The sequence below is a fragment of the Micromonospora parastrephiae genome (assembly GCF_016802865.1).
GTDB lineage: Bacteria > Actinomycetota > Actinomycetes > Mycobacteriales > Micromonosporaceae > Micromonospora > Micromonospora parastrephiae.
The window spans coordinates 55,569-75,313 of record NZ_JAEVHM010000007.1 but is presented as its reverse complement, the minus strand read 5'-3'; the positions used below and the strand labels follow the sequence as shown (position 1 = coordinate 75,313).

Here is a 19,745-nt window from a genome sequence, read left to right as displayed (position 1 = left end):
CCGGATCCCGGGGTGCTCGGCGGCGATCTCGCGCAGCGCGTTGCGCACCTGGGTACGCACCGCGACCAGCTCGGATCTGCTCGGGCGTGGCGTCCAGGACGTGGTCGAGGCGATGACCGATAGCCAGTTCCGCCAAGTCAAGAGGTCCTGGGTTAGGGGATGGGCCAGGTGTGGACTGGTTCGTTGGCGCGTTGAAGTTCGGCGTACCGCTGGACCATGTGGTGCAGCGCCGCGGCCCGGTCCATGCCCCGGTGCCGTTCCGCCGCCCAGACCGCCTCCGTCTGCCAGACGGCACCGTTGCGGCCGGTACGGCAGCGCTGCTCGATGATGCCGAGCAGTCGGTCCCGCTGTGCTGGGGCGACCCCGAATCCGTCCAGTCCCGCGGCGGCGGTGGGCAGCAGTTCGTCCAGCACCAGCTTGCTGACCGGCACGTCGCCGACCTGGGGCCAGTGCAGTACGGCGTCCAGGCCACGTCGGGCGGCGGCGTGGAAGTTCTCCTCGGCGGAGCTGAAGGTGAGCTGACTCCAGATCGGCCGGTCCGCCTCGGCGAGCCCGCGGGCCAGGCCGAAGTAGAAGGCCGCGTTCGCCAGCATGTCCACCACGGTCGGGCCGGCCGGGAGCACCCGGTTCTCCACCCGCAGGTGCGGACGGCCGTTCATGATGTCGTACACCGGGCGGTTCCACCGGTAGACGGTGCCGTTGTGCAGCCGCAGCTCACCGAGCTGGGGCACACCGCCGGTGTGCAGCACCTCGACCGGGTCCTCGTCCTCGCAGATCGGCAGCAGCGGCGGGAAGTAGCGGACGTTCTCCTCGAACAGGTCGAAGATCGAGGTGATCCACCGCTCGCCGAACCACACGCGGGGGCGTACCCCCTGGGCTTTGAGCTCGTCGGGGCGGGTGTCGGTGGCCTGCTCGAACAGGGCGATCCGGGTCTCGGCCCAGAGCTGACGGCCGTACAGGAAGGGAGAGTTCGCCCCGACCGCCACCTGTACCCCGGCGATGGCCTGGGACGCGTTCCAGTAGTCGGCGAAGCTGTCCGGCGCGACCTGGAGGTGGAACTGGAGGCTGGTGCAGGCGGCCTCGGGGGCGATCGAGTCGGTGTGTGTGCGCAGCTGTTCGACGCCGCGGATGTCCAGCTCGATGTCCTCGCCGCGGGCACCGACGATCTGGTCGTTGAGCACGCGGTAGCGCTCGTTGGTGGAGAGGTTGTCCTCGACCAGGTGCCCCTCGGTGAGGGTGGGCAGGATGCCGACCAGGACGATCTTCGCGTCGGACTTGGCCGCGCGTTCGTCGGCCCGGGCGAGACTGCTGCGCAGGTCGTGCTCGTAGTGGGCGAATCCGGCGCCCTCGATCAGTCGGGGTTCGGCGTTGAGTTCCAGGTTGAACTGCCCCAACTCGGTCTGGAAGAGCGGGTCGGCGATGTCGGCGAGGATCTCCTCGTTGCGCATCGCCGGCTCGGCGGCCGAGTCGACGAGGTTGAGTTCGATCTCCAGGCCGGTCATCGGCCGGTCGGCGTCGAAACCGAAGTCGTCCAGCATCAGGGCGAAGACGTCCAGGCATCGCCGGACCTTGTGCCGGTAGCGGACGCGGTCCTCGCGGGTGAAGGCGCCCTGCGAGACGTCCCTGCCCATGTGTCCTCCCGACGGCCGGCGCGGTCGGGATCGTGCCGTCCCGGAAAGCGCATTGTGAACCATCCACGTTAAGAGCGCTCGCCTGGCCACGGCCAGAGGCCGGTGCCGGTGATCCGACGCCGACCGGAGCGAGCGTGCTCGTGAGCACCCTGTACCCCGTCGGCACGGTGACGGATCCGGTGGCGGCGCGAACAACTCGTGACAATTCACACCCGGGCGGGACGGGCGGCGGAAACGACGGCGGGCCCGCGCCGACGTGCGGCGCGGGCCCGGAGCGTGCCGGCGATCCGAGGATCAGGCCTGGCGGACGCCCTCGCCCTCGATCTCGATCTTGATCTTCTTACCGACCAGCACGCCACCGGTCTCCAGGGTGACGTTCCAGGTCAGGCCGAACTCCTCGCGGTCGATCTCGGTGGTCGCGGAGAAGCCGAAGATGTCCTGACCGAACGGGCTGCGGCCGACGCCCTCGAACTCGACCTGGAGCTCGACCGGACGGGTGACGTCCTTGATCGTCAGGTCGCCGGTGAGCACGAACTCGTTGCCGCGGCGGGACTTGACGCCGGTGCTGCGGAACTCCAGCGTCGGGTACTTCTCGACGTCCAGGAACTCGGGGCTGCGCAGGTGCGCGTCCCGGTCGCCCTGGGTGGTGTCGATGCTGGCGCCCTGGATGGTCGCGACGACCGACGACTGCAGCGGGTCCTCGGCGACGGTGATGGTGGCGGTCGCCTCGTTGAACTCACCGCGGACCTTGCTCACCATCATGTGCCGGGCGACGAAGCCGACTCGCTTGTGCGCCGCGTCAAGCACGTAGGTGCCGGCCGCCGGGATGGTGAGGCCGTCCCAGTCGCGGGTAACCGCATCGGTGCTGCTGGTCATGCTGCTGTCCTCCAGGAGAGATTGTTTAGTAGCCCAACGACTGCCTAAGCAACTATAGCGGCAACAACATTCCCCGTGTCAACCACTGGTAGGGTGGACGAGTGACCAACGATTTCGACGATCCCCGGATCACCGCCGTCGGCCTGCTCTTCGAGGCGCACGCTGGGCTGTCGGCCCGGTTCACCGCCCAACTTGAGGAGCACGGCTTCTCCGCGGTCGAGTTCGAGGTCATCACGCGACTGGCCCGCTCGCCGGGCAACCAGCTCAGGATGACCGATCTCGCCGCGCAGACGTCGCTGTCCACCAGTGGAGTGACCAGGGTGGTGGACCGGATGGAACGCGACGGTCTCCTCACCCGCCGCGCCTGCCCGAGCGACCGACGCAGCTCGTACGCGGTGGTCACCCCGAGCGGCATGCAGCGACTGGACGAGACGCTGCCGGGGCACCTGCAGATGATCGAGCGATGGTTCACCGGTCAGCTCGACCCGGAGGCCCTGTCCGCGCTCCTCGACGGCCTGCGCCGGGTCCGTGACGCCGTGCATCCCTGCGCCACCGCCGGCAGCACCGACGCCGTCCCGGAGCAGGAGACCTCCGCCGGAGGCGCCCCCCGAGCCTGATCGGCGGAATGCCCGCGACGCGTGGGAGGCCGGTCCGGAGCAGGCCGACGTCACCGGCAGAAAGACCGGCAGAAGTGACCTTGCTAACCGGGCAAAGGACACGAAACGCGCCTTCCGCACCGGGAGCGGTGGCAGGCTTCGTCCACCGGGGATTCACCGGGGGGTGACGGCGCGGGCGAACAGCGAGGGGTAGCACCAAGGGGGCTCTTCGTCCGCGCCACTCCGCCGCCTGACCACCCAGGTCGCCGGCCGGCGCAGCTAGGGCGTCGCTGCCCCACCCCGGCTGGCGATCAACGCGTAGAGCAGCCCCGCCTCCTGCGGCAACAGTCGGATACCGCTCTCCTGGCAGACCCGGTCGAGCCGGTCCAGGATCGTCGGATCCCCGGTGCTCGCCGCCAGCCCCACCAGCGCCTCCACCACATCCCGCCGATCGTGACCGGCGTCCGCGGCGGCGGCGAACCACTCGGCGGCCAACTCCCGATCACCCCGGTGCAGCGCCAGATTCCCCTCGATCAACGCGCAGATCCCCACCTCGGGGCCGCCCAGGGAGAGCACGTCGTCGTCCACGCGCGGCCGTGGCGGGCCCGGCGACCGCGCCACCGGTACGGCCGCCACCACCTCGTCACCCCCCGCACGCAGCTCGGCAAGCACCTCGGTCGCCTCCGCACCGCGAACGTCCTGGGCGAGCGCCAAGCCGATCGTGCCGAGCACTCGACGGCGATGCCCCGGATCACCCAGCTCGGACAACGCCGCCGCCGCACGCCGCCCCTGGTCCACCGCGTCGGCGTACCGGCCCTCCAGGCGAGCGACCTCAGCCCGGTTCGCCCAGGCCAGCACCCGCAACCGCTGCTCGCCACTCTCGGCGGCGAGCCGGTCCACGGCGGCCAGCCGGCGGCGGGCGGCCGCCAGGTCACCCACCCGGATCTCGTGCCAGGCGAGACTGTTCTGGGCCACCGCCAGGTCCCGGGTCCGGCCGTTGCGAGCCGCCAGCCGGAGTGCCGCCTCCGCCTGCTCGCGGGCCTCGTCGTGCCCTCCGACGGTGATCAGCAGCGCGCCGAGCACGGTCCGCGCCTCCAGCTCCCCGGTCACGTCGCCCGCCTGCCGGAACATGTCCAGCGCGGCCCGCGCTGTCGGCAGCTCGTCTGCGCCGGCGCCGTGCTCGGCGGCGAGCCGTGCCACCCCGAGGGTTGCCCAGGCCCGCAGGACGGGATCGGCGTCGGCGGTCCTGGGGTCGGCCAGCAGCCGCCGTAACCACTGCCGACCGGTGACGTCGCGCCCGCGGAACCGCCACCAACGGGTCAGGCAGGCCGCCAGGCCGAGCGCGGTCAGCGGGTCGTCGGTCGCCGCGTGGGACAACGCCGAACCGATGTCGCTGCTCACCTCGTCCAACCGGTGAATCGCGTCCGGCAGCCGGGGGCCGACCAGATCGGTGGCCGTGCGCGCCACCAGGCGGGCGACCACCTCGGCGTGCCGGCGTCGCAGACGGCTCAGCTCGCCGGCCCCGGCCGCCTGCTCGATGGCGAAGTCGCGGACCGCGTCCAGCAGACGGAACCGGAACGAACCGGCGCCCCGCACGCTCAGCAGGCCCAACTCGACGAGCCGGTTCAACACCGGGAGGGGGTCGATCGCCACGGTGCCGTCCCGGTCGCCTCGTCGGCGAGCATCTCCTCGGCCTGCTCCACCGACCACCGGTTGCCGAACATGGCGAGCCGGCGCAGCGCCGCCCGCTCGTCCGGGGCGAGCAGGCGGTAGCTGGTCGCCACCGCGTCCCGCAGGGTGCCCGCCACCGCCGTGCGGGTGATCTCGGCGCCGCTCGTACGGCCGCTCGCCGCCTCCGGTCCTTCCCAGCCCGGATGGGCGGGCGGCTCCGCGGGGGTGGTCAGGTCGAGCACCCGGTCGCCGTACCGGTCGAGCAGTTCGGTGAGGTTGAGAAGCCGACCCCGGGCCGCCATCAACTCGATGGCCAGCGGCAACCCGCCCAAACGGCGGACCAGCGCGGCCAGCGCCGGCAACTCGTCGGGGGTGGGCGGCTCCCGGCGGACCTGGGCGAGCCGGGCGGTGAACAGGGCTACCGCCGGCCACGATCCGAGCGTGGCCGAGCCGGCCACGTCGGCGTCCGGCGGCGGTACGTCGAGCGGCGCGACCGGCCAGACCCGCTCGCCGGGTAGCCCGACGGGGTGCCGGCCGGTGACCAGCACCCGCAGCGAGGGCAGCACGCCGATCAGCCGGTGCAACGTCTCGGCCACCGGGCCGGGGGCGTGCTCGACCGCGTCCATCAGCAGCAACGTGGGCCGTCCGGCGAGCCGGGCGGCGAGTTCCGGCAGCCGGGCCGCACCGAGGACCGCCATCGAGGCGGCGAGCACGTCCGGGCCGTCCGAGCCCTCGCCGACCAGCACCCCGGCCACGCCACCCGGGTACGCCCCGGCGGCCGCGTGCGCCACGGACAGCGCCAGCGCCGTCTTGCCGACACCGGTCAGCCCGACCAGGCTCACCAGCCGGTAACCCGGCTCGGTGGTCAGCATGCCGGCCAACTCGGTGACGTCCCGATCCCGACCGATCAGCGCGACCGGCGGCGGGAGGGCGACCGGCGGATCCGGTCCGCTGGGCCGCGCCGACGACGGAGCGACGGTCAGCGACGCCGGGGGCACGTCCGGCGGGGCGGGCTCGCCCCTGGCGGGCCCGCGGGCGGCAGCCATGAACGCCGCCCGGGTCGCGCCGGTCAGCTGCAACGCGTCGGCGAGCAGGCCGACGGTGGTGCGCTGCGGCCGAACGGATCGGCCACGCTCCAGGTCACGCACCGTCCGTACGCCCACGCCGGCCCGGGCCGCCAGTTCGGCCTGGGTCAGGCCGGCGGCCCGACGGTGGGCGCGGAGCAGCTCCGGCAGCCCGGTACGACCGTCCGGGCCCCGTGACCGGTCATGATCCGGAGTCATGGGCACGAAGAGTACGGATCGACTCCGACCGTCGGCAGTCGAACGTCGGGCTGCCGACGCCCACTCGCCGAAACCCGACAGCCGAACGGACAGCCCGGCCAGGGTCGGCCGGTGGAGCGGTGCGGAATGGCACCGGGTAGCGGGCCGACGTCCCGGCCCGGTCGTTCGCTCAGAGGCCGAGGTCGCGCGCGATGATCATTCGTTGCACCTCGCTGGTGCCCTCACCGATCTCCAGGATCTTGGAGTCCCGCCAGAAGCGGGCGACCGGGTACTCGTTCATGAAGCCGTAGCCGCCGTGGATCTGGGTGGCCTCCCGGGCGTTGTCCACCGCGATCGTGCTGGCGTGCAGCTTGGCGATGGCGGCCTGCCGCTTGAACGGCTCGCCGGCCAGCATCCGCGCGGCGGCGTCGTAGTAGGCCAGCCGGGCGGTGTGCGCCTTCAGCTCCATATCGGCGATCTTGAACTGGATCGCCTGGTTGGCGCCGATCGGCCGACCGAAGGCGTGCCGTTCCTTCGCGTACCTGATCGACTCGTCCACGCAGCCCTGCGCGAGGCCGACGGCCAGCGCGGCGATGGCGATCCGGCCCTCGTCGAGGATCCGCAGGAACTGGGCGAACCCCCGACCTCGCGCGCCGAGCAGGTTGGCCGCCGGCACCCGGCAGTCGTCGAAGGTCAGCTCGTGGGTGTCCGAGGCGGTCCAGCCCACCTTGGAGTAGCCGGGCGCCACGGTGAAGCCGGGCGTTCCGGTGGGCACGATGATGGTCGACAGCTCCTTCGAGCCGTCCGGGTTCGTGCCGGTCACCGCGGTGACGGTGACCATGGCGGTGATGTCGGTCCCCGAGTTGGTGATGAACGCCTTCGACCCGTTGATCACCCACTCGTCACCGTCCAGCACGGCCCGCGTCTGCGTGCCGGCGGCATCCGAACCGGTGCCCGGCTCGGTGAGCCCGAAACCGGCCAGCGCCTCGCCGCTGAGCAGCTTGGGCAGCCAGGTGGCCTTCTGCTCCTCGGTGCCGAAGCGGTAGATCGGCATCGCGCCCAGCGAGACCGCCGCCTCGAGCGTGATGGCCACGCTGGAGTCGACCCGGGCGAGTTCCTCCAGGGCCAGGCAGAGCGCGAAGTAGTCGCCGCCCATGCCGCCGTGCTCCTCGCCGAAGGGCAGGCCGAACAGGCCCATCTTGCCCATCTGCCGGATCACCTCGTACGGGAAGGTGTGCTGCTTGTAGTGCTCGGCGATGACCGGTGCGATCACCTCGCGCGCGAAGTCCCGCACGCTCTCCCGCAGCGCCTCTTGGTCGTCGGTGAGCCGGAAGTCCATCTCATCCTCCTGTTGGGACGGTGCCGTCGGGCGCTTGTGACGCCGGGACGGTGGCTGTGCGGGGCCGGTCGTCGGGTCAGACCGGGGTGACGCCGTGCCGGCGCCGGGAGAAGTGCCGATCCTTGGTACGCGCGGCGGCGAAGCGGCGAACCAGCTCGCCGCGCAGGTCGTGCGGCTCGACGATGGCGTCGACCACCAGCTCGCTGGCCAGCCGGACGACGTCGATGTCCTGCTCGTACTCGGCCCGCTTGGCGGCGACGAAGGCGGCCCGCTCGGACTCGTCCTCGATGGCGGCGATCTTGTTGGCGTAGACCGCGTTCACGGCGGCCTCGGCCCCCATCACCGCGATCTTCGCGCTGGGCAGCGCGATGGTGGCGTCCGGCTCGAACCCGGGGCCGGCCATCGCGTAGAGGCCCGCGCCGTACGCCTTGCGGACCACCACGCAGATCTTCGGCACGGTCGCCTCGGAGATGGCAGTGATCATTTTTGCGCCGTGCCGGATGATGCCCTGCTTCTCGACCGCGCTGCCGACCATGAAGCCGGGCACGTCGCTGAGGAACAGCAGCGGCACGTTGAACGCGTCGCAGAGCTGCACGAACCGCGTCGCCTTGTCGGCGGAGTCGACGAAGAGCACGCCGCCCTTGAACATCGAGTTGTTGCCGACCACGCCGACGACCTGGCCGTCGAGGCGACCGAACCCGATGGTCAGCTCCTTGGCCCAGAGCGCCTGGATCTCGAAGAACGAATCCTCGTCGAGCAGGCCCCTGACGTACCGCCGCATGTCGAACGCCTGCCGCTCGCTGGCCGGCACGAGCGCGGCCAGGTCGGCCTTCGCCGGCGCGGCGACCGCCGGCGCGGCCGGCGGCGCTTGCGTCCAGTTCGCCGGCAGGTACGACAGGTAGGTCTTCACGACGTCGAGCGCGTCGGCCTCGGTCTTGCACAGGAAGTGCCCGACGCCGGACTCGGCGGTGTGCACCTTGGCGCCACCCATCGCCTCCAGGGTGGTCTTCTCCCCGGTGACCATCTCGACCATCCGGTCGGAGCCGAGGTACATGCTGGCGTTGCCGTCGACCATGGCGACCACGTCGCAGAACGCCGGAATGTACGCGCCACCGGCGGCGCTGGGGCCGAACAACGCGCACACCTGCGGGATCGAGCCCGAGGCGCGGACCTGGTTCCAGAAGATCTTGCCGGCGCCACGCCGGCCGGGGAAGAGATCAACCTGGTCGGTGATCCGGGCGCCGGCGGAGTCGACCAGGTAGACCATCGGCACGCCGGCGCCGTACGCCCGCTCGATGATCCGAATGATCTTCTCGACGGTGCGGGCGCCCCAGCTGCCGGCCTTGACGGTGGAGTCGTTGGCCATCAGGCAGACCTGCCGGCCATCGATGGTGGCGGTGCCGGTGACGACGCCGTCGGCGGGCAGTCCCTCGGCGAGCGCGTTGGCGTAGAGGCCGTCCTCGACGAACGAACCCTCGTCGACCAGGAGCGCGACCCGCTCACGGGCGAACAGCTTGCCCTTGGCCGCGTTGGCCGCGTGGTACTTGTCCGCGCCGCCGGACCGGGCCCGTTTGCGCAGCTGCTCCAGCGCCTCACCGTCGAGCGTCACGCCGACCCCCTCGCCATACCAACCTAAACGATCGTTAGGTTAGCGCATCCGCCCGCCGCTCGGCGACCCGAACGCCCCGGGTGACCTTGCTCCACTCAAGCATTGAAATGTATTGATGGTCACCGTTAGGCTCCTGGCACCCCCTCCCAGATTGGAGTCAACGATGACCTCACGACTCAGTCGGCTCGTCGTCGCGATGATCGCGACGGCAGGTGCCACCCTCGGCGTCACGGTCGCCAACCCGTCGCCCGCGTCCGCCGCCATGACCATCTGCTACAACACCAGCCAGGCAGGCAGCTACGCCGGCACCGCCAACCAGGCCGCCTCGATCTGGAACAACGCCACCGTCAACCTGACCCTCTCCGCGAACTGCGGCTCCAACCTGCGGATCTACCAGATCACCGGCGGCGGCTCGTACGCCGTGCGGACCAGCCTCGGCAACGGCCGGGTCTACATCGACACCCAGCAGGCGGCGCAGTACAGCCCGCTGCGGATCATGACCCACGAGATCGGGCACATCCTCGGCCTGCCCGACAACTACAACGGCAACTGCGCGATCCTGATGTCCGGCGGCAGCGCCGGCACCAGCTGCACCAACCCGTACCCGAGCAGCGCCGAGGCGAGCCGGGTGAGCAGCCTCTTCGCCGGCACCTTCAGTGCCACCGAGCGCAGCACCGACCGCAGCGCGGACATCTTCCGCGACAGCTGGCCGGCCACGCTCGCTCCGGTGAGCTGACCGACCTGGTACGAGGGAGGGGCCGGCGCGTCGCCGGCCCCTCCGTCGCGTCCCCGAACGGTCAGCTCGGCATCGGCGTCAGCCTGGTCCGCGGGCCGGCCCGCAGCACGCCGGACGGCAGCTTCTTGCCGAGCAACTCCTCGGCCAACTCGGCCGCCCCGATCAGGGCCGCCAGGTCGATACCGGTGTCGATGCCCATGTCGTGCAGCATGTGCACGGCCTCCTCGGTGGCCAGGTTGCCACTCGCCCCGGGCGCGTACGGGCAGCCGCCCAGACCGCCCACGCTGGCGTCGAACTCGGTCACCCCCAGCTCCAGAGCGGTCAACAGGTTGGCCAACGCGGTGCCCCGGGTGTTGTGGAAGTGCAGCAGCACCGGCACGTGCGCGTTGCGGTCGCGTACCGCGGTCACCAGCTCGCGGACCCGGCGCGGCGTGCCCATCCCGGTGGTGTCGCCGAACGCCACCCGGTCCGCGCCGTCGCGGACCACCCGGTCGACGATGCCGGCCACCCGGGCGGGGTCGACGTCCCCCTCGTACGGGCAGCCGAAGCTGGTCGCCACGATCACCTCGACCCGCGCGGAGGCGCCGTGCAGCAGGTCGATCAGCTCGGCGATGTCGTCCAGGGACTCGTCGGTCGACCGGTTGACGTTGCGCCGGTTGTGCGTGTCACTGGCCGAGACCACCACCTCGATCTCGGTGAACCCGGCGGCGAGGGCGCGCTGGGCGCCCCGGGTGTTCGGCACCAGCGCCGAGTAACGCACCCCGTCGGCCTTCGCAGCCCGCTGCCACACCTCGTCGGCGTCGGCCATCTGCGGGATCGCCAACGGGTGCACGAACGACACCGCCTCGATCCGACGTACGCCGGTGCCGGAGAGCGCGTCGAGCAGTCGCACCTTGGCGTCGGTCGGGATCGGGTCCTCGTTCTGCAACCCGTCGCGCGGCCCAACCTCACGGATGGAGACGGAAGCCGGCAGGTCAGCCATAAGGGGTCACCTCACTGTGACGAAAGCGGTGCTGGGGGTCCTCCCAGCATGCCACCCCCGCCACCAGCGAGGTCGATCAAGAGGTTCGCGTCAGGAGTCCGGCCACGGATGACGCGAACCTCTTGATCAACAAGGCTGGGGTGGGGGTGGGGGGTCAGCGCATGCGGGAGACGATGCCGGTGTCGTAGGCGCCGGAGCGGAACTCCTCGTTCTCCAGTAGCTCGGCGAAGAAGGGGAGGTTGTTCTTCGGGCCCTCGATCTGGAACGACGCGACCGCCGCCTTCGCACGCTCGATCACCTCGTCGCGGGTGTCACCGCTGATGATCAGCTTGGCCATCAGGCTGTCGTAGAACGGGGTGACGGTGTTGCCCTCGGTGTAGCCGGAGTCCACCCGGACACCCTCACCCGTGGGCTCCACCCAGGTCTTCACCACGCCAGGGCCGGGCAGGAAGCGCTTCGGGTCCTCCGCGTTGATCCGCATCTCGATGGCGTGTCCACTCGGCGTCAACGCGTCCGGGTCGAACGTCGGCGCCAGCCCGGACGCCACCCGCAACTGCTCCTCGACCAGGTCGATCCCGTAGACGTACTCGGTCACCGGGTGCTCCACCTGCAACCGCGTGTTCATCTCCAGGAAGAAGAATTCCTCGGACGCCGGATCGAGCAGGCACTCGACCGTCCCGGCGTTGCGGTAGCCGACCGCCTCACCGGCGCGCACCGCGGCAGCCAGGAAACGCTCACGCAGCTCCGGCGAGACCGCCGGGGACGGGGACTCCTCGACCAGCTTCTGGTTGCGCCGCTGCACCGAGCACTCCCGCTCGCCGAGCGCCACCACCCGGCCGTCAGCCAGGCCGAGGATCTGCACCTCGACGTGGCGCACCCGGGGGAAGTACCGCTCGAGCAGCACCGACCCGTCGCCGAACATCCGCTCGGCGAACGCGCGCACCTTGTCGTACTCGGTGCGCAGCGCGGCCTCGTCGACCGCCACGCCCATGCCCATCCCACCGCCACCGGCGGCAGCCTTGACCATCACCGGGTAACCGATCCGCGCGGCGGCGACCACCGCATCGTCCAGGTCGCGGCCGGGTCGGTGGTGCCGGGCGCGACCGGAACGCCGGCCGCCGCCATCAGGTTCCGGGCGTTGATCTTGTCGCCCATCGCGGTGATCGCGTCCGCGTCGGGCCCGACCCAGATCAGGCCGCTCGACTCGACGGTACGGGCGAACTCGGCGTTCTCCGACAGGAAGCCGTACCCGGGGTGGATGGCCTGCGCGCCGGTCGACTTCGCGGCGGCGAGGATCGCCGAGACGTTGCGGTAGCTCTGCGCCGGGTTCGGCGGACCGATGAGGACCGCCTCGTCCGCCTCGGCGACGAAGGGCAGCTGGGCGTCGGCCTCCGAGTACACCGCGATCGCGCGGATGCCGAGCCGCTTGGCGGTCCGGATGATCCGGCGGGCGATCTCGCCCCGATTGGCGACCAGCAGTGACTCGATCATGATTTCCTCCCGGCGTCCGGATGTTGGGACGATGTCAGGGAATCATGACCGGCACGCTCTTGACGAGTCGACTCAGGCGAGCAGCGCGGCCAGGGTGGCGCCGCGCAACAACTCGGCACGGCGTCGCCGGTCCACCTCACCACCGAGGAACGGCGTCGAGTTCATCAGGCCGAAAGCGGCGTGGGCGAGCACCCGCGCCTCACCGTCGGGCATGCCCGGGTGCAGTGCGGTGAGCACCGTCACCCACTCCTCGACGTACATCCGTTGCAGGCGGCGGATCCGCCGCCGCGGCTCGTCCGGCAGCCGGTCCAACTCGTGCAGGTGCAGGGCGATCACCGCCGGGTTGGCCAGCGCGAACTCGACGTGGAAGTCGATCAGCGACTCCAGTACGCCACGCGGGTCGTCCGGATGCCCGGCGGAGCGCTCCCGCCCACCGGCCAGCAGCCCCTCGCTGACCGGGATCAGCGCGGCGGCCAGCATCGCCTCCTTGCCGGCGAAGTGGTGGTAGAGCGCCGGACCGGTGACCCCGGCGGCCGCGCCGATGTCGTCCATCGACACGCCGTGGTAGCCACGGGCGGCGAACAGACCGACCGCAATCTCCAGGATCTCGTCCTTGCGGGACCGGCGCCGGCCCGCGCCCGCCGCACCCCGTGCCTGCTGCTCCACCGTCACCGGGCAAGCGTAGACCGCGAGCTGACCGCAGTGGGGCGCCGGTTGTCGAGCGGTTGCACACGCCTCGGCGCGCGCCGGCACCCCTCAGTCGTCGTCCGGGTCGAGGTCGTGCTCCGTCCGCAGCGCGGCGGCCTCGGCGGGCCGGTCCAGCAGATCCAGGGCACGGGCCAGCAGCCAGGCCGTCTGGCGGACCGGCTGCGAGTCGGCCGGGAGCCCGCCGAGGACACGCCGCAGGAGCGGCTCCGCCTCGGCCGGCCGGTCCAGTCGCAGCAGCAGCTCACCGGTGAGAACCTCCACCTGGGCCGCCTCACCGAAAGCCTCGATCGACCGCAGCCGGTCGGGCACCCCGGCGAGCCGGGCCAGCGCCTCGTCCGGCCGACCCTCGGCCGTCAGCACCCGCGCCCCGGCCTCGGCGGCCATCGCCAGCTCGTACGTCACCGGCGGCTCCGGCTGCCCGGCCAGCGTCGCCGCCAACCCGTCCACCTGCTCGACGGCACGAATCGCCGCCGGTCGGTCGTCGGCCCAGAACCAGGCGTACGCCTCCCGCCGGCGCGCCCGCAACTCGTCCAACGGCAGACCGCCCAGCCGGTACGCCGTGGCGGCCGCGGCGAACCGCTCGGCGCCGGCCGCGTCCCGGTCCGCGTCGTACAGGATGCCGCCGGCCTCCTCCAGCACCTGCGCCCGGTACGGGAGGTTGTCCGGACCGTCCAGGTTGCCGGCCAGCTGTTCCAGCAGGGCCAGCGCCGGGTCGATCTCACCGAGCCCGGCGTACACGCCGGCCAGCAGGTGCCGGCACCGGTCCGCCTCGGCCTGCGCGCCGAGCCGGTCGAGACCGAGCACGGCCTCCTCGGCGACCTCGGCGGCCTCGGCGAGCCGACCCACCACCCGGTACGCGTTCGCCAGTTCCCAGCGCAGGAACGCGTCCCCCTCGGCGCCCCGCTCCACGCAGAGCGTCACCGCCTCGACGAAGTCATCGACCGCGTCGGTGGCCCGGCCGGCGGAGAGCAACGCGCGGGCACGGGCGACGCGAACCGGCAACTCCGCGTCCGCCGGTGCCACCCGCAGTGCCTCGTCGCACGCGGCCACCGCGTCGGCCGGATCGTCCACCGTTCGGGCGTACGCCAGGCAGGCCGCCGTGACCAACTCGCCGACGCCCAGGTCACGGGCGATCCGGCGGGACTCGGCGGCGGCGGCGCGCGCCTCCTCGACACGATCCGACTGCTCCAGCAGGTGCGCGCGGTGCAGCGCGATCCGGGCCGCCAGGTGTGGGTCTCCGCCCGCGTCGGCCGGAACCCGGGCGAGCGCGGCGAGCGCGTCCGCCCAGCGTTCCCGGTGCAGCAGCGCCAACGCCACCCGGTCGTGAGCGGCGGCCCGCTGCCGGGCGTCGCCCTCCCGGTCCAGCACCTCGGCGGCGTCCCGGACCAACGCCAGCCCCTCGTCGACGCCGTCGTCGGATCGGGTCAGCAGCACGCCGAGCCGCCCGGCGACCACCTGGGCGGGCACCACCTCGCCCGCCGTCCGGTACAGCTCCAGCGCCGCCCGGTTCAGTTCGATCGCACCCTGGATGTCGTCCTCGTCGCCGCGCTCGGCCGCTCGCAACGCCAGCCGGTGGGCGACCGTACGCGACGGCAGGTCCCCGGAGCCGAACCGCTCGTCGTAGGCGGCCAGCGCCGCCCGGAACGTGGCCCGGTCGTGCCGACCCCAGCTCTGTTCGGCGAGGTCCAGCAGCTCGTCCGGGCCGGCGTCAGCGGGCACGGTCACCGCGGCGGGGGCCTCGGTCGTGCCGGCCCGCGGCGCGGCGCCGACCGTCGCCGGAGCACCCCCGCTGAGGGAGATGGTGGGTTCGTCGCCGATCGGGCGCGGGCGACGGCGGACGCTCGCGGACAGCGGAAGGTGCTCGCCGCCCGGTCGCACGGCGAGCCGGCGGGCAATCCACTCCGACTGGTGGGTTGTGCCGTTGCGGGCGTCGAAGCGCGCGGCCAGCCCCGTCGCGGTCTGCGTCAACTCGTCGGCGAGCACCAGCGCCGACACCTCGCCGGCCGGTCGGCCCTCGGCAGCCCGGCGGTACACGGTCGCCACGCCGCTCCGACCGGCCTGGCGCAACGCGGCGGCGGCCGCCGCCGCGAAGTGCATCGCGGCGGCCGGCGACGGTGGCCGGTCCAGCCAGTCCAGGTGCCGTTCGACCAGCTCCACGGCCCGCGCCTCGTTACCGGTCAACGTGCAGAACTCGACGTGGTCACCGATGTCCCACAGGTCGGCGAGGTTACCGCGCAGCCGGCGGTACGCCTCCCGGTGCGCGTCCCGCGCCGACTCACCCCGCCCGGTGCGCAGGTACGGCACGAGCAGCGCGGTGAGGATCGCCTGCGGCTGCTCGGTGCAGGTGAGCCGACCGGCGAGCACCGGCTCGGCCAACGTCACCGCCTCGGCGTCCCGCCCGGTGTCGGCGAGGTAGCCCACCTGGCTCGTCGGGTCACAGCCGGCGCAGTCGGAAAGCTCGTCGCGCGGGGTGGTCTGCCAGAGCCGGTACCAGTGCGCGGCCGCCTCGGCGTCGCCCACGTGGTCGGCGACCCGGAACCGGTGCTTGTGGACGGTCTGCAGGCTGTGCCCACCGGCCTTGTAGCGCCGTTCCATGTCGTCCAGCACCGCGTAGGTGCGGTCCAGCGGCACCTCCGGGAACTTCAGCAGGCCGGACACCATGTACTTGAAGTGCCACAGCAGGTGGTGCAGGTGTCGCTGGTGGTAGGGCTGCGGATCCCGGTCGAACTCGGACAGGCACCAGGAGAAGGTCACGAAGGACTTCGCCGGCTCACCGCCGTAGACGTACCCCGTGGTGGCCTGCATCCGCGTGACGAAGGCGAGGTGCCGGTCGTCCGCGGCGTCCACCCGGCGCAGCAGCTGCTCCAACGCGGCGATCTGCCCCGCCCCGTACGGCATGTCGGAGATGCCGCGCAGCACCCGCCACAGATCCTCGTCGCTCATGCTCACTCCCGTCCCGGAACGGCCCGGCCGAGCAGGCCGAGGAAGGAATCGTTGAGCAGCGCCGCGTCGGCCGCGCGGATCGGATGGTGGCCGAGCAGCAGCGCCTGCCCGTACAGCGCCTCGACGGCGAGCCCCACCAGGTCCGGGTCGGCCAGCATGGTGACCCGGCGGACCAGCGGGTTGCGGTGGTTGAGCACCAGCTGCGGCCGGTCCGGCGGGGCGGTGGCGGCGAGCGCGTCGAGGACCCCGCCCCACAACTCGTCGGCCCGGTCCCGGCTGGCCGCGAGCTGGTCGTTGAACGCCGCCGACCGGCTGACCAGGTAGAGCGCGGGCAGCGACACCGGGTCGTACGCGCGGATCACCACTTCGCAGCCGGAACGTTCGACGGCCCGTTGCGCCGCGGTGAGGAACGGCCGCAGCGCAAGCTCCACCTGCGGGTCGAGACCGTCGAAGCGGGTCGTGAGGTCGCTCGGCTCCAGCCGTTCGATCAGCACCGAGCGGTCCACCGTCGGCAGCCGCTCGATCAGCTCGGTGTCGTACGTGTAGCCGGCGTTGACCACCGCCAGGTCCTGCGCGGCGGCCACCGCGGCGAGCTGGCGGAACTCGTCCAGGCTCGCCGCGTAGCGGAGCACACCGTGGCGCTCCCGGAACTCGGCGAGGGTGAGCGTGCCCACGTTGGTGTCCATGGGCCACCACCGGTCGACCAGCCGGAGCATCTCGTCGTCGTGCAGCGCCAGCGCCTTCACGCCGAGGTGGTGCACCTGGAGGAACTCGGCCAGCCGGTGCGGGTCGTGCCGTGCCAGCCGGACCAGCCAGCCGCGGACCTGGTCGCCGAGCGCCTCCCGGGTGGCGGTCAGCAGGGTGTCCTCGTAGAGGGCCTCCCGGCTGGCGGTGGGGCGCAACTCGGTGGCGTCCACCACGCAGTGGGCGAAGAACGCCCAGTCCGGCAGCAGCCCGTCGGCGTGCTCGGTGAGCAGCATCCGCTTGAGGTAGACCCGGTGCCCCGCGCGGGCCGCCGGGTTCACCGGGGTGGGCAGGATGAGGGCGACCCCGGTCAGCCCGGCCTCAGGAACGGTCAGCGGCAACACGTCGAACGGGTCTACGCCCAGCGTCTCCCGGGCGTACGCGATCAGCGCCGCCCGGTCGACCGGAGCCCCCGGCGTGGTCGGCCACGGCGGCTCGCCGGTGGTGGTGACCACGTCGCCGACCCGGACCGTGACCGGCAGCAGCGAACCGAAGAGTCGGGCCAGATCGGTGACCGTCGGGGTGGCGAACCACTGGTCGGCGTCGCGGCGGGGCACCAGCGTGACGGTGGTGCCCGGTTCGGCGCGAGCGGCCTGCGGCGGTGCCAGGCTCACCGCGTACCGGCCGTCGGCGTACCCGGTCCAGCGGACCGTGGGGTGCTCGCCGTTGCGGGTGAGCACCTGGATCTCGTCGGCGACCAGGAAGCAGGAGAGCAGGCCGATGCCGAACTGGCCGAGGAACTCGTGCCGCGAGAAGCCCAGCTCGTCCCGTTTGGAGCTGCGGCCGATGGTGGCCAGCAGCTCGTGGACCTGCGCCTCGGTCAGGCCGATGCCGGTGTCGTGCACCCGCAGCGTCCCGTCGCCGGTGATCTCCGGGGTGTCGATGCGGACCAGGGCGGGCGCGTCCGGCTCGGTCGAGCGCCGTGCGGTGATCGCGTCCACCGCGTTCTGTAGCAGCTCCCGGACGTACACCCGCGGGCTGCCGTAGAGGTGATGGCTGAGCAGGTCGACCATGCCACGGAGGTCGACCTGGAAGGTGTGGTCCACGCCTGTTTTCTCCCCCGGTCCCGAATACCGGCGCCCACCGTACCGATGATCACCGACGGGCGCGTCCCCCATTCGCCCGGCGGCTTGACCCTCGACCCGGTCGAACCCGCACCGTCACCGGCATGACAGCTTCCGCTCTCGGCCGGGACTTCCGGCTGCTCTGGTGCGCCGCCGTCTCGTCGCGGTTCGGCGACTCGCTGCGTACGCCGGCTCTGGCCCTGCTGGCGGCGGCGGTGACCCGCGATCCCCGGGTCATCGCCGCGGTCACCGTGGCCGCGCAGTTGCCGCCGCTGCTCTTCGGCCTGCTCGGCGGTGTGTACGCCGACCGCTGGGACCGTCGACGGACGATGGCCCTGGTGGACGGGATCCGCGCCGGGGTGGTGGCGGCGCTGGCCTTGGCGGTCGCCGTCGACCGGGCCGGCATCCTGACGTTGCTGATGGCGGCGTTTCTCCTCGCCGCGCTGGGCACGCTCTTCGACTCCGCCTCGTTCGCACTGCTTCCCGCGCTGGTGCCGCCGACCGCGCTGCCCCGGGCGAACGGCCGCCTCCAGGCGGGTACGGCCGTGGCCGGCGGTTTCCTCGGCGCTCCCGCCGCCGGTGTCCTCTTCGCCGCCGCCCCGGCCCTGCCGTTCGCCCTGGACGCCGTCACGTTCGCCGTGGCCGCCGTGCTGGTGCTGGCTCTCGCCCCGGCTCCCGTCGTGCGCCCGGAGGCCGGAGCCGGAGCGCCGCGCGCGTCGGTGTGGGGCGAGATCGTCGAGGGGGTGCGGTGGCTGCGCGGAAACCGGACACTGTGGCGGGTCACCCTGCTGGCCGCGGCGAGCAACCTGGCGATCAGCGGCATCCTGGCGGTGCTGGTGCTGTACGCGCTGGACGTGCTGCGGGTGCCGCCGGCCGGCTATGGGCTGTTCGCCGCGGCCGCGATCCTCGGTGGCGTGGCCGGGGCGTTCGGTGCGGGTCGGCTCGCCGCCCGGCTGGGGACGGTGCCCGCGCTGTGCGCGGTGCTCGCCGCGGAGACCGTGGCGCTGACCGGGTTCGCGTTGGCCCGGCATCCGGTGCCGGGCGGGTTCGCGCTGGCCGTCTTCGCCGCCGGGACGGTGGTGTGGAACAGCCTGTGTGCGTCGTACGGGCAGCGGCACGTGCCGGCGGGGCTGCTCGGCCGGGTGGGCGCGGCCCAGCGGATGGTCGGTCTGCTCACCGCACCGGTCGGGGCGACGCTCGCCGGGCTAATCGCCGCCGCGTACGGCACGGTGCCGGTGGCGGGTGCCGCGGCGGGCACGTTCGCCCTGGTCACCGTGGTGGCGTGGCGGACCCTGCGGCAGGGCTTCGCCTAGGGCGTGTCCTGCCGATCTTGTACGGGAGTGTGGATCTAACTTGACACTCCCCACTTATCGCTCACAGTTGCGCGACGAGACGCAGACCTCGATCGGCCATCAGCGGCCTAAGTTCCTCCCAGCTGAACGTCATCCGGAAGATTCCGCACGGCGGTGGTATCAGGCCCCCCTTGGCGAATCCGATGACGAGTCCGTCGGGAGTCACCGCGAACTTCGCGTACGTGTCGGAAGCGTGCCACTGCTGGGCGGAGGCGTAGTCGGGATCCCAGGAACCTTTGATGCACTCATCGTCCGAGTGCGGAAGGCGTCGTCGTACGAGATCGCTTAGCGCATCCGTTGCCGCCGTCGGACTGGGGAACAAATCGGTGATCTTGACCTCAGCGGCTTGTGGGACGGTGAGTGTGGTGGCGAGCCAGTAATCAGTGACGAATCCTTCTACGGATTCGGCGGAGACGGGCGCGAGGATACTGACCAAGGCACTGTTGGTGTGAACGACGGCGTTTCGCGACGAGCGTTGGTGATAGGTGATCGCGGACCCGGCCGGGAGTGACAGTCTGGCGGCCACGGTGGCGGGATCGTGTGTGAAGAGCGTGGCGAGTGCCTTATTGGTGGCGTCCAGTCCGTCGATGCCAGTGACCTGAAGGTAATCCGCGTCGGCTTTCGTGTCGGGCAGGTCCGGTAGGGAGGGAAAGCTGCGGTGCAGAGGCACGGCAACCTTGGCGGGCATGTCCGAAGCAGCGGGGCTCTTCTCGGCCATCGCATCTGAAGGGGCTCCCGTGC

12 protein-coding genes and 2 pseudogenes are annotated in these 19,745 nt (G+C 72.0%); 3 read left to right on the top strand and 11 right to left on the bottom strand.

All coding sequences use genetic code 11. From position 1 onward, the window contains the following. Positions 1–152 precede the first annotated feature (152 nt). Both JNW91_RS03500 and JNW91_RS03495 read right to left on the bottom strand, forming a co-directional pair. On the bottom strand, positions 153–1,631 hold the full coding sequence (locus tag JNW91_RS03500; protein ID WP_203173495.1) for a glutamate--cysteine ligase: 1,479 nt from the start codon (positions 1,629–1,631) through the stop codon (positions 153–155). A 294-nt stretch (positions 1,632–1,925) separates the two neighbouring features. Further along, a complete protein-coding gene (locus tag JNW91_RS03495) occupies positions 1,926–2,507 on the bottom strand; it encodes a YceI family protein (protein WP_203173494.1) in 582 nt (193 codons plus the stop codon). A gap of 101 nt (positions 2,508–2,608) precedes the next feature. Between JNW91_RS03495 and JNW91_RS03490 the strand changes: the two genes are divergently transcribed. After that, positions 2,609–3,124, top strand: coding sequence for a MarR family winged helix-turn-helix transcriptional regulator (locus JNW91_RS03490; RefSeq protein WP_203173493.1), 516 nt, complete (start codon positions 2,609–2,611; stop codon positions 3,122–3,124). 258 nt (positions 3,125–3,382) lie between these two features. Here JNW91_RS03490 and JNW91_RS03485 read toward each other — a convergent pair. From JNW91_RS03485 to JNW91_RS03475, 3 genes and pseudogenes are all read right to left on the bottom strand, one after another. After that, positions 3,383–6,057, bottom strand: a pseudogene (locus JNW91_RS03485) (ATP-binding protein). A gap of 169 nt (positions 6,058–6,226) precedes the next feature. Then, complete coding sequence (locus JNW91_RS03480; protein ID WP_203173492.1) at positions 6,227–7,375, bottom strand: acyl-CoA dehydrogenase family protein; 1,149 nt, start codon at positions 7,373–7,375, stop codon at positions 6,227–6,229. A 76-nt stretch (positions 7,376–7,451) separates the two neighbouring features. Continuing rightward, a complete protein-coding gene (locus tag JNW91_RS03475) occupies positions 7,452–8,984 on the bottom strand; it encodes an acyl-CoA carboxylase subunit beta (protein WP_203173491.1) in 1,533 nt (510 codons plus the stop codon). Positions 8,985–9,147: 163 nt separating this feature from the next. Here JNW91_RS03475 and JNW91_RS03470 point away from each other — a divergent pair, with 163 nt between their 5' ends. Then, entirely contained in the window at positions 9,148–9,720 is a 573-nt protein-coding gene (locus JNW91_RS03470; protein WP_203173490.1) for a snapalysin family zinc-dependent metalloprotease, read from the top strand. A 61-nt stretch (positions 9,721–9,781) separates the two neighbouring features. On the opposite strand, the gene JNW91_RS03465 is transcribed toward JNW91_RS03470, so the two are convergent. The 5 genes and pseudogenes from JNW91_RS03465 to JNW91_RS03445 form a co-directional block, all read right to left on the bottom strand. Continuing rightward, positions 9,782–10,702, bottom strand: coding sequence for a hydroxymethylglutaryl-CoA lyase (locus JNW91_RS03465; RefSeq protein ID WP_203173489.1), 921 nt, complete (start codon positions 10,700–10,702; stop codon positions 9,782–9,784). A gap of 154 nt (positions 10,703–10,856) precedes the next feature. Continuing rightward, positions 10,857–12,193, bottom strand: a pseudogene (locus tag JNW91_RS03460) (acetyl-CoA carboxylase biotin carboxylase subunit). Positions 12,194–12,265: 72 nt separating this feature from the next. Beyond that, a complete protein-coding gene (locus JNW91_RS03455; RefSeq protein WP_203173488.1) occupies positions 12,266–12,865 on the bottom strand; it encodes a TetR/AcrR family transcriptional regulator in 600 nt (199 codons plus the stop codon). Between the two features lie 84 nt (positions 12,866–12,949). Further along, positions 12,950–15,844: a hypothetical protein gene (locus JNW91_RS03450; protein WP_203173487.1), complete on the bottom strand. Its 2,895-nt coding sequence runs from the start codon at positions 15,842–15,844 to the stop codon at positions 12,950–12,952. Positions 15,845–15,846: 2 nt separating this feature from the next. Further along, positions 15,847–17,634: an HSP90 family protein gene (locus JNW91_RS03445; protein ID WP_203173486.1), complete on the bottom strand. Its 1,788-nt coding sequence runs from the start codon at positions 17,632–17,634 to the stop codon at positions 15,847–15,849. A gap of 122 nt (positions 17,635–17,756) precedes the next feature. On the opposite strand from JNW91_RS03445, the gene JNW91_RS03440 reads away from it, so the two are divergent. Further along, positions 17,757–18,965 carry an MFS transporter gene (locus JNW91_RS03440; protein WP_203173485.1) on the top strand — a complete coding sequence of 403 codons (1,209 nt, stop codon included), beginning with the start codon at positions 17,757–17,759 and terminating at the stop codon, positions 18,963–18,965. Between the two features lie 61 nt (positions 18,966–19,026). Here JNW91_RS03440 and JNW91_RS03435 read toward each other — a convergent pair whose 3' ends face one another. Next, on the bottom strand, positions 19,027–19,722 hold the full coding sequence (locus tag JNW91_RS03435) for an RsiV family protein (protein ID WP_203173484.1): 696 nt from the start codon (positions 19,720–19,722) through the stop codon (positions 19,027–19,029). Positions 19,723–19,745: the final 23 nt, after the last annotated feature.

Excerpts from the sequence above, each read along its gene's own strand:
- JNW91_RS03500 (WP_203173495.1), bottom strand. The coding sequence starts at position 1,631 with ATGGGCAGGGACGTCTCGCAGGGCGCCTTCACCCGCGAGGACCGCGTC.
- JNW91_RS03495 (WP_203173494.1), bottom strand. The coding sequence starts at position 2,507 with ATGACCAGCAGCACCGATGCGGTTACCCGCGACTGGGACGGCCTCACC.
- JNW91_RS03480 (WP_203173492.1), bottom strand. The coding sequence starts at position 7,375 with ATGGACTTCCGGCTCACCGACGACCAAGAGGCGCTGCGGGAGAGCGTG.
- JNW91_RS03470 (WP_203173490.1), top strand. The coding sequence starts at position 9,148 with ATGACCTCACGACTCAGTCGGCTCGTCGTCGCGATGATCGCGACGGCA.
- JNW91_RS03465 (WP_203173489.1), bottom strand. The coding sequence starts at position 10,702 with ATGGCTGACCTGCCGGCTTCCGTCTCCATCCGTGAGGTTGGGCCGCGC.
- JNW91_RS03450 (WP_203173487.1), bottom strand. The coding sequence starts at position 15,844 with ATGAGCGACGAGGATCTGTGGCGGGTGCTGCGCGGCATCTCCGACATG.
- JNW91_RS03440 (WP_203173485.1), top strand. The coding sequence starts at position 17,757 with ATGACAGCTTCCGCTCTCGGCCGGGACTTCCGGCTGCTCTGGTGCGCC.
- JNW91_RS03435 (WP_203173484.1), bottom strand. The coding sequence starts at position 19,722 with ATGGCCGAGAAGAGCCCCGCTGCTTCGGACATGCCCGCCAAGGTTGCC.